The organism is Azospirillum isscasi, from assembly GCF_030849505.1.
Taxonomy (GTDB): domain Bacteria; phylum Pseudomonadota; class Alphaproteobacteria; order Azospirillales; family Azospirillaceae; genus Azospirillum; species Azospirillum isscasi.
On the sequence record NZ_JAUJFI010000023.1, the window covers coordinates 1 to 13,692 of the forward strand.

Genomic DNA, 13,692 nt, shown 5'->3' on the forward strand with positions numbered 1-13,692 from the left:
CTGGAGCAGCAGCGCCCGCAGCAGCTTCTCCGGCGGGATCGATGGTCGGCCGATCGTCGAGTACAGTCCCTCGAACGCCGGCGACATCACCTCCAGCGCTTCATCAACGATGGCCCGGATCGGTCGTAGAGGATGGCTCGCCGGAACACGGGCCTCACAGCTCACATAGCTGAACAGCCCCTCGCTGTGTTCGTCCAATCCCCGCATCGTCCCCTCACCGGCCGCATTCTCTTCAAACGGAGAGAATCACGACCGGCAAGCCGGGCATAGCCTTTTTCCGCGGCCTGCTAGGGCTGGAGCCGGAGTTCCTGCGCTACCACACGCCCTACGCCGCGATCGCCGGGCGCGTCGCCGGAGGGGCGGCCTTCGGGCCGGGGGAACCGCTTCCGGCCCGGCCCGCTCCGGCGGACGGGGTGCGGGAATGCACCCGCCCGGACGGGCAGGTGGTGGAGTGCCTGAGCCGGCCCCTGCCGGACGGCGGCTTCGTCGTCACCTACACCGACGTGACCGAGCGGCGGAGCGCCGAACGGGAACTGACCGCCAGCCGCGAGCTGTTCGAGCTGGCGATCCGCGCGGCGCGCGAAGGCATCTCGCAATGGGACCTGCGCACGGGCGAGCTGTGGTTCTCGCCGCACTGGTGGGGTCTTCTCGGTTACGGCGAGGACGAGATGGTCAACACGGTGGAGCGCTGGACCGAGCTGATCCTGCCCGAGGACCGCGAGCCGTCCATGCGGATGGCCGCCGATCTGGTCGCCGGGACGATGAACGAATGCCAGCTCGTCCAGCGCTTCCGCCACAAGCGCGGGCATGTGGTGCACATGCTGACCCGCGCGATCCGCGTGGTCGGGCCGGACGGGGAGCTGTTCCGCCTCGTCGGCTCGCACACCGACGTGTCGGAGCGGGTCCATGCGGAGGAGCGCGTCCACGCCGCGCGCGAGGAGGCCGAACGGACGCTCCGCGACCTGAAGGAGGCGCAGGCCCACCTGATCCAGTCGGAGAAGATGGCGGCGCTGGGCTCGCTGGTGGCGGGGGTGGCGCACGAGATCAACACGCCCATCGGCATCGCCCTGACCGGCGCCTCGCTGATGGCGGAGCGGACCCGCGGCATCCGGCGCGACTTCGAAGCGGGGACGCTCCGGCGGCCCGATTTCGCCGATTTCCTCGACACGGCGGGGGAGGCGGCGCAGCTGATGCTGCTGAACATCGACCGCGCCGCCCAGCTCATCCAGAGCTTCAAACAGATCGCCGTCGATCAGGCGAGCGAGGAGCGCCGCGTCTTCGACCTGCGCGACTACATCGACGAGGTTCTGCGCAGCCTGGGCGTCCGCATCAAGCGGGCGACCCACGGCGTGACGGTGGATTGTCCCGAGAACCTGATCATCGACGGCTATCCGGGGGCGCTGAGCCAGGTGCTGACCAACCTCGTGATGAACTCCATCACCCACGGCTACGCGCCGGGCCAGCACGGGACGCTGCGCGTCACCGTGCGCGCGGTGGGGGCGGACGAGGTGGAGCTGGTCTACGCCGACGACGGGCGTGGCATCCCGCCGGAACTGCACGGCAAGGTGTTCGAGCCCTTCTTCACCACCAGCCGCGGGGCGGGCGGCAGCGGGCTGGGGCTGAACATCGTCTACAACATCGCCACCCGCAAGCTGAAGGGCCGCATCGCGCTCGACAGCGCGCCGGGCCGCGGCACGGCCTTCACCCTGCGTTTCCCCCGCGTCGTGCCGGCGGACCTGATGCCGGCCTGACGGCGGAGGCATTCCGAAGGGTCTATTGGGCATCCACCCAGGCGATGCGCAGGATGTTGGTGTTGCCGGGGGTGCCGAAGGGCACGCCGGCGGTGATGACCAGCCGCTGGCCTTCCACGGCCAGCCCGTCCTCGTGGGCGCAGCGGGCGGCCTTCTGGACCATCTCGTTGAAGTCGTTGATGTCGGCGGAATGCACGCTGTGCACCCCGTAGGCGAGCTGGAGCCGCCGCGCCGTCTCCAGGCTGGAGGTCAGGCACATGATCGGCACCTCGGGCCGCTCGCGGGCGGCGCGCAGGGTGGTGGAGCCGCTGGTGGTGTAGGTCACGATGGCCGCGGCCTGGATGGTGTGGGCGACCTGCCGCGCCGCCGCGGTGATCGCGTCGGCGGAGGTCTGCTGCGGGTCCGGATGCTGGGCGTCGATGATGGTGCGGTAGAGCGGGTCGTGCTCCACCCGGCGGGCGATGCGGTCCATCATCGACACCGCCTCGATGGGATAGCTGCCCGACGCGGTTTCCGCCGACAGCATCACCGCGTCGGCCCCGTCATAGACGGCGGTCGCCACGTCCGACGCCTCGGCGCGGGTGGGGGCGGGCGCGCCGATCATCGACTCCAGCATCTGGGTGGCGACGATCACCGGCTTTCCGGCCTTGCGCGATTCGCGGATGATCCGCTTCTGGATGCTCGGCACGTCCTCCGCCGGCATTTCCACGCCCAGGTCGCCGCGGGCGACCATCACGCCGTCCGACAGTTCGACGATGCGCTCCAGATGCTGGATGGCCTGCGGCTTCTCCATCTTGGACAGCAGCGCCGCCCGGCCCGCGATCAGCTTGCGCGCGTCGGCCACGTCCTCGGGCCGCTGGACGAAGGACAGCGCCACCCAGTCCACCCCCTGGTCCAGGGCGAAGGCCAGATCCTCCAGATCCTTGTGGGTCAGCGGGGACAGCGGCAGCACGACGCCCGGAACGTTCACGCCCTTGCGGTCGGACAGGCGGCTGCCCGACAGCACGACGCAATCGGCGTGGTCCGGGCTGCACGCCTCCACCCGCAGGCGGACCTTGCCGTCGTCCACCAGCAGTTCCGCCCCCGGCTCCAGCGCCGCGAAGATCTCCGGGTGGGGCAGGCCGACGCGGGCCGAGTCGCCCGGTTCGGTGGAGAGGTCCAGCCGGATGCGGTGCCCGGCCTCGACCGTGACGGGGCCGCCGGCGAAGGTGCCCAGCCGCAGCTTCGGCCCCTGAAGGTCGGCCATCACGGCGATGGGATGGTCAAGCTCCGCCTCCAGCGCGCGCAGGGTGGCGAGGCGCCGCCCGTGGTCCTCGTGGGTGCCGTGGCTGAAGTTCAGGCGGAAGACGTCCACGCCCGCCTCGAACAGCGCGCGGATCTGCTCCGGCGTGGAGGTGGCCGGTCCCAGCGTGGCGACGATCTTGGTCAGGCGGAAGCGTCGGAAGGGGATGCCTTTGCGGTTCATGGAACTGCCTTTTGAGGTGGCCTTTCGGGGCGGGCCCGCCCATCTCAAAAGCTGGCGTCCGGCTTGTCAACCGCGGCAAAGCTCCCCACAATGGGCAGGCGCCGGGAAAAGCACGGTAACGCCGCAGAACGGCCTTGACAGATTTCCGGCTTTTTCTATAGTCGCACCCTCCCGCGGCCCACCGGGCCTTTCGGGAGACATTGTGCGTCCCGCATCCGGGCTTCGCCTTTGGCGTTCCGGCCGGATCGGGGATCAATCGGTGTGTAGGCGGCCCATGAGGGCTGCCGTTGAGATATCGAGGAGAGCAGGCGTGGCGCGTATCGCTGGCGTCAACATCCCCGCGCAGAAGCGCGTGGAGATCGCGTTGACCTACATTCATGGCATCGGTTCCTTCAAGGCGAAGGAAATCTGCGCGAAGCTGGAGATCCCGGCGGAGCGTCGTGTGAACCAGCTCACGGACGACGAGATCCTCAAGATCCGCGAGACCATCGACGCCGACTACCAGGTCGAAGGCGACCTGCGCCGTTCGGTCGCGATGAACATCAAGCGTCTGATGGACATGGCCTGCTACCGCGGCCTGCGTCACCGCAAGGGCCTGCCGGTCCGCGGCCAGCGCACCCACACGAACGCCCGCACCCGCAAGGGTCCGGCCAAGCCGATCGCCGGCAAGAAGAAGTAAGAGGACGCACGGACCATGGCCAAGCCCTCCGCCGCTTCGCAGCGCCTTCGCCGTCGCGAGCGCAAGAACATCACCGCCGGCGTCGCCCACGTGAACGCCTCCTTCAACAACACGATGATCACCATCACCGACGCGCAGGGCAACACCATCGCCTGGTCGTCGTCGGGCACGATGGGCTTCAAGGGCTCGCGCAAGTCGACCCCCTACGCTGCCCAGGTCGCCGCCGAGGACGCGGGCCGCAAGGCCCAGGAGCACGGCATGAAGACCCTCGAGGTCGAGGTGAAGGGGCCGGGTTCGGGCCGTGAGTCGGCGCTGCGCGCCCTCCAGTCCATCGGCTTCCAGATCACCTCGATCCGCGACGTCACGCCGATCCCGCACAACGGCGTCCGTCCGCCGAAGAAGCGTCGCGTCTAAGAAGCATCGCTACTCCGCACCCGCGGGGACCCGCCGTTCCGGGACAGGCGCCGCAGCCATCGCGGCGCCATCGGATGGGAACGGCCGGTCCCCGCGGGCGTGTGTCCATCCCGATGGCATGAGGTAATACCGTGGCCCTTCAGAAGAACTGGCAGGAACTGATCAAGCCGAACAAGCTGGACATCCAGCCCGGCGACGATGCCGACCGCTCGGCGACCGTCGTGGCCGAGCCGCTGGAGCGCGGCTTCGGCCTGACGCTCGGCAACGCGCTGCGCCGCGTTCTGCTTTCCTCGCTCCAGGGTGCCGCCGTCACGGCGATCCACATCGACGGCGTGCTGCACGAGTTCTCCTCCATCCCCGGCGTGCGCGAGGACGTGACCGACATCGTCCTCAACATCAAGTCGATGGGCCTGCGCATGGGCGGCGACGGCCCGAAGCGCATGCGCCTGCGCGCCGAAGGCCCCGGCGAGGTGAAGGCCGGCATGATCGAGACCGGCGCGGACATCCAGGTGATGGACCCGGATCTGGTCATCTGCACGCTGGACTCCGGCGCCCGCCTGAACATGGAACTGACGGTCGAGACCGGCAAGGGCTACGTTCCGGCCAGCCAGAACCGTCCGGAAGACGCCCCGATCGGCCTGATCCCGGTGGACGCCCTGTTCTCGCCGGTCCGCAAGATCTCCTACAAGGTCGACAACGCCCGCGTCGGGCAGGTCACCGACTATGACCGCCTGTCGATGGTCGTCGAGACCAACGGCGCCGTGAAGCCGGACGACGCGGTGGCTCTGGCCGCCCGCATCCTCCAGGACCAGCTGCAGCTGTTCATCAACTTCGAGGAGCCGACGCACGCGGTCGCCGAGGAGAAGCACGAGGAGGTTCCGTTCAACAAGAACCTGCTCCGCAAGGTGGACGAGCTGGAACTGTCGGTCCGTTCGGCCAACTGCCTGAAGAACGACAACATCGTCTACATCGGCGATCTGGTGCAGAAGACGGAGGCGGAGATGCTCCGCACCCCGAACTTCGGCCGCAAGTCGCTGAACGAGATCAAGGAAGTGCTGGCCCAGATGGGTCTGCACCTGGGTATGGAAATCCCGAACTGGCCGCCCGAGAACATCGAAGAGCTGGCCAAGCGTCTGGAAGAGCCGTACTAAGTCTCGCAGGTTCAGTCGCCCCCATCCCGACCTTCCCCCGCTTGGGCGGGGGAGGGTTAGGGTGGGGGAGCGTGTTTCCCAGGGCCACACCTGGCCCGCCCCGCGCCGTACCAGCCTCAGAACTGGGCGGTCGGGTTCACCACCGGCTCCCCGAGGGGGGCCACGCCATGAAGGAGGACCGTCATGCGTCACGGCGTTTCCGGACGTAAGTTCAGCAAGACCACCAGCCACCGCAAGGCCATGTTCTCGAACATGGCGAACGCGCTGATCAAGCACGAGCAGATCAAGACCACCCTGCCGAAGGCCAAGGATCTGCGCCCGATCGTCGAGCGCCTGATCACGCTCGGCAAGAAGGGCGGCCTCGCCAACCGCCGTCTCGCCTTCGCGCAGCTGCGCGACGACGCGATGGTGACCAAGCTGTTCACCGTGCTGGCCGACCGCTACAAGGACCGCCAGGGCGGCTACAGCCGCGTCCTGAAGGCCGGCTTCCGCTACGGCGACGCCGCCGCCATGGGCGTGATCGAGCTGGTCGACCGCGACGTCGCCGCCAAGGGCCAGGATTCCGGCCCGGTGGAGATCAAGGACGAGGTCGAGGCCGAGGGCTGAGCCCCCGGTTGAGCTTTTGTGAAATCTTGTCGCCGCCGTTGCCCAACGGGCTTCGGACGACGATATAGGTGACCGACCGGCCCTCCCTTCGGGTTCATCCCCGGAGGGAGGGTTTCCGGTTTCTGGGTTCCGCCACATCGGGAGGGCGCCGCGCGCGCGGTATGCTGAGACCTCTCTACAACCGGATTTTGCAGCTCTCCGCCCGCAAGGACGCCGTCTGGTGGATGTCCGCCGTCTCCTTCGCGGAAAGCTCCTTCTTCCCTCTGCCGCCCGACATCATGCTGGTGCCGATGTGTCTGGCGGAGCCCAAGAAACTCTGGCGTTACACGAACATTTGCGCGTTGGCCTCGCTGATCGGCGGGCTGTTCGGCTACGCGGTCGGGTTCTATCTGTTCGAGAGCGTCGGGCGCCTGATCATCGACTTCTACAACGCGCAGGAGTCGTTCCACCGGTTCCAGGAGATGTTCGCCGAATTCGGCCCCTGGTTTCTGATCCTGAAGGGCATCACGCCCATACCCTACAAATTATTGACGATCACCGCGGGATTCGCGCACCTCGACCTGACGGTGTTCATCCTGTGCTCGATCGTCGCGCGCTTCTCGCGGTTCTACATGATCGCGATCCTGCTGCATTTCTACGGACCGCAGGTGCGCGACATCATCGAGAAGCGGCTGATGCTGGTGACGACCATCCTGCTGGTCATCATCATCGGCGGATTGCTCAGCTTCAAATTCGTGTGAGCGGCGCGGGGACCGGCCCCGCGCGTCACCCGCATCCTTCCAGGATCAATCCGGCATGCCGTGGTCCTGGCGGTTGCGCTCCGACGGGGGCAGGGCGTTGCGCTCGCGGCGGTCGCGCATGACCATCACGCCGATGGCCAGCGCCATGCCGATGCCGGCCAGCAAGGGCAGGACGACCTCCCCGGCGCTGACGGTCGGCATGGCGAGCATGCGCACGACGAGCAGCAGCAGGCCGGCGATCAGCAACGCCACGAAGATGGTGGTGGAAGTCCGCCGGCGCGGAGACGGGCCGGGATTGGTAGGACTCATTTGAGGCATTCCCTTATCGCTTGCGTTCCCGGCATAGTGGGCGCCGAGCCCGCGGCATGGTCCATGCGGGGGACCATCCGCCAACGTCCGGGGTCACGCAAGAACAATGGGAGTCAAAGCCGAGATGTTCCGTCCGAAACTCATCCTGGGGCCGGTGCTGGCCCTCGCCCTGGTTGCGCTGTCCGCCTGCGCGGACGCGCCGGGCCGTTCGTCCGGCGCCACCGTGGGCGGTGCTCCGGCGGCCTCCACCGCGGTGCCGGCCACCCCGCGCGCGACTCAGGCGCCGTCCCGCGGGGTCGAGGACCCGTCGCTGCGCCTCAACGGCGGGGCGGGCAGCGACGATTCCTGCCGCGCCCAGTGCGAGCGCAGCAACAACTCCTGCATGGATTCGGTGGCGGCCCGGACGCAGAGCGGGCTGGACCGTCCGGACCGCGGCGGCATCTTCTCGCCGACCGACAACTGCCAGCATTCGCTGCGCCTCTGCTACCAGCGCTGCGGCGCGGCCACCAACCAGTGACCGTTTCCGCAAGGTTCGTGGATCGGCGATGAGCAAGCGCGGCGACTCCGGCACCACCGGCGGCCTGTTCGAGGCGGGCGCCCCCCGCCCGCTGGCCGACCGGCTGCGCCCGCGCAGCCTGGGCGAGGTCGTCGGGCAGGAGCATCTGCTGAAGCCCGACGGGCCGCTGGGCCGCATGGTCGCCGCGCGGCGGCTGGCCTCCATGATCCTGTGGGGGCCGCCCGGCTGCGGCAAGACGACCATCGCGCGGCTGCTCGCCTTGTCCACCGACCTGCATTTCGAACCGCTGTCGGCGGTCTTCTCCGGCGTCGCCGACCTTCGCAAGGTCTTCGACGCGGCCCGGGCCAGACGCGCGGCGGGGCAGGGCACGCTGCTGTTCATCGACGAGATCCACCGCTTCAACCGGTCTCAGCAGGACGGCTTCCTGCCCTATGTGGAGGACGGCACCGTCACGCTGGTCGGCGCCACCACCGAGAATCCGTCCTTCGAGCTGAACGCGGCGCTGCTGTCGCGCGCCCAGGTCTTCGTTCTGAACCGGCTGGACGACGCGGCGCTGGAGAAGCTGCTGGCGCGGGCGGAGGCGGAGACGGGCCGCCCGCTGCCGCTGACGCCGGACGCGCGGTCCGCGCTGAAGGCGATGGCGGACGGCGACGGGCGCTTCTGCCTGAACCTGTGCGAGGAGCTGTTCGCCCTGCCGGTGCCGGAGGACGGCGCGCTGCTGGACAACAACGCGCTCGCCACCGCCATCCAGCGCCGCGCCCCGCTCTACGACAAGGCGCAGGAGGGGCACTACAACCTCATCAGCGCGCTTCACAAGTCGCTGCGCGGGTCGGACACCGACGCGGCGCTTTACTGGTACGCGCGGATGCTGGAGGGCGGGGAGGACCCGCGCTACATCGCCCGCCGGCTGACGCGCTTCGCGGTGGAGGACATCGGCATGGCCGACCCCAACGCCCTGTCGCAGGCCACCGCCGCCTGGGAAGCCTATGAGCGCCTGGGCAGCCCGGAGGGCGAACTGGCCATCGCCCAACTGGTGATCTATCTGGGGACGGCGCCCAAGTCGAACGCCGGCTACACCGCCTACAAGAGCGCGGTGCGCGCCGCCAAGGAAACCGGCAGCCTGATGCCGCCCAAGCACATCCTGAACGCGCCGACCAAGCTGATGAAGCAGATCGGCTACGGCAAGGGGTACGAGTACGACCACGACACCGCGGACGGCTTTTCCGGCCAGAACTATTTCCCGGACGGGATGGCGCGCCGCCAATTCTACCAGCCGGTGGAGCGCGGTTTCGAACGGGAGATCAGGAAGCGCCAGGACTATTGGGCGCGGCTGCGCGACCGCAAGGCGTCGGAGGGCGAGGACGGCGGAAGCGCATGACGACGGGCGACGCGGTTCCACTGTTCCCGCGCTTCATCGCCATCGACTGGTCGGGCGCCACGGGCAAGCGCTACGCCGGGATCGCGGTGGCGGAGTGCGGCGCCGGCGGGCCGCCCCGGATCGTCGCGCCCGTGGACCGGCTCTGGTCGCGCACCGCCGTGTTCGACTGGCTGCTGGACGGGGTGGAGCGCGGCCCGGCGCTGATCGGGATCGACTGCGCCTTCTCGCTGCCCTTCGCTGTCGCCGGACGCTATTTCCGCGATCCCGATGCGGCGACGGTGTTCGACCTGTGGGACCGGGTGGAGGCGGTGGCCGGGGCGGAACCGGACTTCGCCGGCGGCAGTTTCACGGCGCATCCGGACTATGGAACGGATTTCTGGCGGACCGGGACGCAACCGGACTGGTACCGCGACCCGCACCGGCTGACCGAGCGGGTGTGCCGCGCCGACGGCTGCGGCAGCCCGCAGAGCCCCTACAAGCTGATCGGCGCCAAGCAGGTGGGGAAGGGCGGGTTGGCCGGGATGCGGATGCTGCGCGCCCTGAAACGGGCGGCGCCGGGGCGTGTGGCGGTCTGGCCTTTCGACCCGCCGCAGCCCGGCATGAGCGTTTTCTGCGAGATCTACCCACGCCTGTTCCTGATGCGCGCTGGCTTCGGCCTGCGCAAGATCCGCGACGGTGCGGCGGTGGACGCCGCGCTGGCCGCCCTCGGCTCGCCGCCCGCCGGACTGTCCGGGGCGGTGACCGACCACGACGCGGACGCGCTGGTCTCCGCGGCGGGGCTGCGCTGGCTGGCCGGACGGGCCGAGGTGTGGACGCCGCCGGCCATGGACGCGCAGGCGCGGCGGCAGGAAGGCTGGATCTTCGGCGTGGGCGACCGGAACACGGGGAATCCGGTGCCCGGCGCGTGACAAGCCGCCGCATTTCTGGCTCTATGCGGCACGGGAAACCCGTCGTCCCGTCCGTTCCGGAGGCCCCGTGATCGCATCCCCGTCCACGCTCGCCGCGGTCGCCCTTGGCGGCGCCGTCGGCTCGGCGGCGCGTTATCTGCTGATGACGGCGGTCGGCCACTGGCTCGGCACGCAGTTTCCCTATGGGACGCTGATCGTGAACGCCATCGGCTGCTTCACCATGGGCGTGCTGGTGGAACTGGCGGCGCTGGTGTGGTCGCCCTCGCCGGAGCTGCGCGCGCTGCTGATGGTGGGGGTTCTGGGCGGGTTCACCACCTTCTCCTCCTTCACGCTGGACGTCGGCGTGCTGGTGGGGCGGAACGCCCTGCCGGCGGCGGCGGGTTACATCCTGGCCTCGATGGTGCTGACCATCGCGGGTTTCTTTGCCGGCCTCGCGGCCGTGCGTTCTCTTGTTTCGGTGCCCGTTTGATGAGTGAGAACAAAGCCCCCAGCGTGGAAACCCGGACCGTGACGTCCGACGAGGCCGATGTCCGCCTCGACCGCTGGTTCAAGCGCCATTTCCCCGACGTGGGGCACGGCTATCTGCAGAAGCTGCTGCGCACCGGCCAGATCCGCGTGGACGGCAAGCGGGCGGAGACCTCGACGCGGCTCGCCGCCGGCCAGTCCATCCGCATCCCGCCGCTGGCCGACTGGGCCAAGCCGGAGGCCGCCGCCGCGGCCCCGGCGCCGAAGAAGCCGGCCATGTCGGACAAGGACGTCGCGGCGCTCCAGGCGCTGGTGCTCTTCAAGGACGGCGACGTCATCGCGCTGAACAAGCCGGCGGGGCTGGCCGTGCAGGGCGGCACCAACACCACCAAGCATCTCGACGCCATGCTGGACGCCCTGCGCTTCGACGCGAAGGAGCGGCCCAAGCTGGTCCACCGGCTGGACAAGGACACCTCGGGCGTCCTGCTGCTGGCGCGCAACACCTTCGCGGCGTCCAAGCTGACGGAGATGTTCCGGGGCCGCGACGTGCGCAAAATCTACTGGGCCGCCACGGTCGGCGTGCCGAAGCCCTACCAGGGCAAGATCGACCTGGCGCTGGCCAAGGAAGGCGGGCCGCAAGGCGAGCGGGTGGCCGGCGACGAGGACGACGGCAAGCGCGCCATCACCTACTACTCGGTGCTGGAGAATCTGGGCAAGCAGGCGGCCTTCGTCGCCATGTGGCCGCGCACGGGCCGCACCCACCAGCTCCGCGTCCACATGAACGCCATCGGCACGCCGATCCTGGGCGACGGGAAATACGCCGGTCAGGGGGCCATGCTGCCGGGGGCCGAGGTCCCGAAGAAGCTGCACCTGCACGCCCGCCGCCTGATCCTGCCGCACCCGCGCGGCGGCAACCGGACGATCGACGTGACGGCGCCGCTGCCGGACCACATGCTGACGACCTGGAAGTATCTGGGCTTCAGCGCCAGCCTGAAGGGCGACCCGTTCGAGGGGGTCGAGTAAAGGCGGGATTTTTCGCCACGAAGACACGAAGGACACAAAGATTCACGAAAGCGTACGGGATGGTGGCCGGACAATTCCCTGTGGGAACCTTTTTGTGAAGTTCTTTGTGCCTTTGTGTCTTCGTGGTGAATCGCCCCCATCGAAAGCACGCCGTCATCCCGCCTCGCGCGCGCTCAAGAACGCCGCGAGCTGTTCCGCCGCCTGCCCGACATGCTCGGCAACAAGGCGGCAGGCCGTATCGGCATCCCCCTCCCGGCAGGCCGCCAGCAGCGCCCGGTGCTCGTCCTGCGACCGCGGCAGATAGCCCAGCGCCGCGAACTGGAAGCGCAGATAGCGGTCGGCGGCCAGCAGATGCTGCTCGGCCAGGGCCAGCAGCCGGGGGCGCCCGGCCCGCGCGTAGAGCGTCATGTGGAAGCGCCGGTTCAACTCTCCCATGCGGCCCGGATCGGCTTCTCCATCCATCTCCGCGATCAGTTCCTCCGCCTGATCGAGGTCCGCCGCTGTGAGCGCGGGCAGCGACAGGCGCAGCGCCATCGGCTCCAGCGCCATGCGGATCGCCCCGATGTCGGCGCCGTCCGCCGCCGAGATCTCCGCCACGACCGCCCCGCGGTGCGGATGGAACTCGGCCAGAGCCCGCGCCTCCAACTGGCGCAGCGCCTCGCGCACCGGCATGCGGCTGACCCCGAAGGTGTCCGCCAGCTCCTCCTGCCGCAGCGGCGTGCCGGGCGCGATGACGCCGGTCAGGATCGCCTCGCGCAGGGTCGTCTCCACGAACTCCGCGGCGGTGCGGTAGCGCGGCTGCGTCCGGGATACGAGGCGCGACAGCCCGTCGTTGGGGGCCATGCGTGATCTCCGCTTGTCAGGATATTGGATCCAATCTATCACCGATCCTTCCACCCCGCATCCCTGACGGAGGGTTCCGCGCCATGGCTTCATCCGACTCCGCTCCGGTGTCAGTCCCTTCGGCTGGCCTGTCCCTGCGCGCGGTGGGCGCCGGCCTGCTGGCGGCCCTCGTCGGCTACGCCAGTTCGGTGGCGGTGGTCATCCACGGGCTGACCGCCGTGGGGGCAAGCACGGAGCAGGTGGTTTCCGGCCTCGTCCTGGTCGGTTTCGCCATGGGCTTGACGGCGATGGGGCTGAGCCTTTACCGGCGCAAGCCGATCAGCATCGCCTGGACCACGCCCGGCATGGCGCTCCTGGCCGCCACCGGCGCGGTGGAGGGCGGGTTCGCCGCCGCGGTGGGGGCCTTCGTGGTGACCGGCGTGCTGATCGTGATCGCCGGGCTGTGGTCGCCGCTGGGCCGCTGGATCGCCGCGATCCCCAAGCCGCTGGCGAACGGCATGCTGGCCGGCATCCTGCTGAAGCTGTGCCTCGCCCCCTTCCTCGCGGTGTCGCAGGCGCCGGGCGTGGCGCTTCTGGTGCTGGCGACCTGGGCGGTGGTCGGACGGGTGGCGCGGCTCTACGCCGTGCCCGCCGCGGTGGCGGTGGCGCTGGGGGCGATGGCGCTGGACTCCTCCGGCGGGGCGGCCCTGTCCGGAGCGGCGTGGCCGGGCGTGGCCTTCGTCCAACCGGTCTTCACCTGGGAGGCGATGGTGGGCATCGCGCTGCCGCTGTTCGTCGTCACCATGGCGTCGCAGAACATCCCCGGCCTCGCCGTCCTGGCGACCTACAACTACGCGCCGCCGACCCGCCCGATCTTCCTGGCGACGGGGGCGGCCTCCGCCCTGACGGCGCTGGGCGGGGCGCCGACCGTCAACCTCGCCGCCATCACCGCGGCGCTCTGCGCCAGCCCGGACGCCGACCCGAACCCGGCGCGGCGCTGGCAGGCGGCCTTCGTGAGCGGCGTCGGCTACATCCTGTTCGCCGCGCTGGCCGGGGTGACCGCTGTCATGGTCACCCGCTCCCCGCCGATCCTGATCGAGGCGGTGGCCGGGCTGGCGCTGGTGGGGGCCTTCGGCTCCGCCCTGATGGGGGCGGTGCAGGCGGAGGCGAACCGGACCGCCGCCCTGGTCACGCTGCTGGTCACCGCCTCGGGCCTGTCCTTCGCGGGGGTGGGGTCGGCCTTCTGGGGATTGCTGCTGGGTGGGGCGGTGCATCTGCTCCATTGGCGCCCGGCGGTGCTGCAACCGGCTAAGTGATGCCGATGGCATCACCCTTTCGATCAATGTCAAGGCATTGATCTGCCGGGTCTGACGGCCGGAAAACAATGCAAGCGATTATTTTCCGGCCGTATGAGTTGCGCTTTCGCAGTGCGGACCGCATAAGTCCGGTACGACCCGCGTCCCG

The 13,692-nt window shown here is 69.4% G+C and carries 15 protein-coding genes and 1 pseudogene; 12 read left to right on the plus strand and 4 right to left on the minus strand.

Going from position 1 to position 13,692, the window contains the following annotated elements; genetic code table 11:
- A pseudogene (locus QSG27_RS07110) lies at positions 1 to 207 on the minus strand (IS5/IS1182 family transposase); the annotation flags it as partial.
- Positions 208 to 293: 86 nt separating this feature from the next.
- On the opposite strand from QSG27_RS07110, the gene QSG27_RS07115 reads away from it, so the two are divergent.
- Positions 294 to 1,751 (plus strand): ATP-binding protein, encoded by a 1,458-nt coding sequence (locus QSG27_RS07115; RefSeq protein ID WP_306704689.1) that lies wholly within the window; start codon positions 294 to 296, stop codon positions 1,749 to 1,751.
- Positions 1,752 to 1,773: 22 nt separating this feature from the next.
- On the opposite strand, the gene pyk is transcribed toward QSG27_RS07115, so the two are convergent.
- Positions 1,774 to 3,216, minus strand: a complete 1,443-nt coding sequence (pyk, locus tag QSG27_RS07120) for a pyruvate kinase (protein WP_306704598.1) — start codon at positions 3,214 to 3,216, stop codon at positions 1,774 to 1,776.
- A 310-nt stretch (positions 3,217 to 3,526) separates the two neighbouring features.
- Between pyk and rpsM the strand changes: the two genes are divergently transcribed.
- From rpsM to QSG27_RS07145, 5 genes are all read left to right on the plus strand, one after another.
- Positions 3,527 to 3,895, plus strand: a complete 369-nt coding sequence (rpsM, locus tag QSG27_RS07125) for a 30S ribosomal protein S13 (protein WP_306704599.1) — start codon at positions 3,527 to 3,529, stop codon at positions 3,893 to 3,895.
- A 15-nt stretch (positions 3,896 to 3,910) separates the two neighbouring features.
- A complete protein-coding gene (rpsK, locus tag QSG27_RS07130) occupies positions 3,911 to 4,309 on the plus strand; it encodes a 30S ribosomal protein S11 (protein WP_012974490.1) in 399 nt (132 codons plus the stop codon).
- Between the two features lie 131 nt (positions 4,310 to 4,440).
- Entirely contained in the window at positions 4,441 to 5,460 is a 1,020-nt protein-coding gene (locus QSG27_RS07135) for a DNA-directed RNA polymerase subunit alpha (RefSeq protein WP_306704619.1), read from the plus strand.
- Between the two features lie 183 nt (positions 5,461 to 5,643).
- Positions 5,644 to 6,066 carry a 50S ribosomal protein L17 gene (gene rplQ / locus QSG27_RS07140; RefSeq protein ID WP_094304321.1) on the plus strand — a complete coding sequence of 141 codons (423 nt, stop codon included), beginning with the start codon at positions 5,644 to 5,646 and terminating at the stop codon, positions 6,064 to 6,066.
- A 161-nt stretch (positions 6,067 to 6,227) separates the two neighbouring features.
- Positions 6,228 to 6,806, plus strand: a complete 579-nt coding sequence (locus QSG27_RS07145) for a YqaA family protein (protein WP_306704621.1) — start codon at positions 6,228 to 6,230, stop codon at positions 6,804 to 6,806.
- 45 nt (positions 6,807 to 6,851) lie between these two features.
- On the opposite strand, the gene QSG27_RS07150 is transcribed toward QSG27_RS07145, so the two are convergent.
- Positions 6,852 to 7,115, minus strand: coding sequence for a hypothetical protein (locus tag QSG27_RS07150; RefSeq protein ID WP_306704622.1), 264 nt, complete (start codon positions 7,113 to 7,115; stop codon positions 6,852 to 6,854).
- 124 nt (positions 7,116 to 7,239) lie between these two features.
- Here QSG27_RS07150 and QSG27_RS07155 point away from each other — a divergent pair, with 124 nt between their 5' ends.
- The 5 genes from QSG27_RS07155 (at position 7,240) to QSG27_RS07175 (ending at position 11,406) form a co-directional block, all read left to right on the plus strand.
- The gene (locus tag QSG27_RS07155) at positions 7,240 to 7,632 is read left to right on the plus strand and encodes a hypothetical protein (RefSeq protein WP_306704623.1); all 393 of its coding nucleotides are present in this window, start codon (positions 7,240 to 7,242) and stop codon (positions 7,630 to 7,632) included.
- 28 nt (positions 7,633 to 7,660) lie between these two features.
- Positions 7,661 to 9,010 (plus strand): replication-associated recombination protein A, encoded by a 1,350-nt coding sequence (locus QSG27_RS07160; RefSeq protein WP_306704624.1) that lies wholly within the window; start codon positions 7,661 to 7,663, stop codon positions 9,008 to 9,010.
- The gene (locus QSG27_RS07165; RefSeq protein WP_306704625.1) at positions 9,007 to 9,918 is read left to right on the plus strand and encodes a hypothetical protein; all 912 of its coding nucleotides are present in this window, start codon (positions 9,007 to 9,009) and stop codon (positions 9,916 to 9,918) included. The genes QSG27_RS07160 and QSG27_RS07165 overlap by 4 nt, the downstream gene beginning before the upstream one ends.
- A gap of 67 nt (positions 9,919 to 9,985) precedes the next feature.
- Positions 9,986 to 10,387, plus strand: coding sequence for a fluoride efflux transporter CrcB (gene crcB, locus QSG27_RS07170; protein ID WP_306704626.1), 402 nt, complete (start codon positions 9,986 to 9,988; stop codon positions 10,385 to 10,387).
- Positions 10,387 to 11,406 carry an RluA family pseudouridine synthase gene (locus QSG27_RS07175; protein ID WP_306704628.1) on the plus strand — a complete coding sequence of 340 codons (1,020 nt, stop codon included), beginning with the start codon at positions 10,387 to 10,389 and terminating at the stop codon, positions 11,404 to 11,406. The genes crcB and QSG27_RS07175 overlap by 1 nt, the downstream gene beginning before the upstream one ends.
- Positions 11,407 to 11,559: 153 nt before the next feature.
- Here the strand turns inward: QSG27_RS07175 and QSG27_RS07180 are convergent, their stop codons facing one another.
- Positions 11,560 to 12,249, minus strand: coding sequence for a GntR family transcriptional regulator (locus tag QSG27_RS07180; RefSeq protein WP_306704630.1), 690 nt, complete (start codon positions 12,247 to 12,249; stop codon positions 11,560 to 11,562).
- A gap of 83 nt (positions 12,250 to 12,332) precedes the next feature.
- Between QSG27_RS07180 and QSG27_RS07185 the strand changes: the two genes are divergently transcribed.
- Positions 12,333 to 13,544, plus strand: a complete 1,212-nt coding sequence (locus QSG27_RS07185) for a benzoate/H(+) symporter BenE family transporter (protein WP_306704632.1) — start codon at positions 12,333 to 12,335, stop codon at positions 13,542 to 13,544.
- The last annotated feature ends 148 nt before the right edge of the window (positions 13,545 to 13,692 follow it).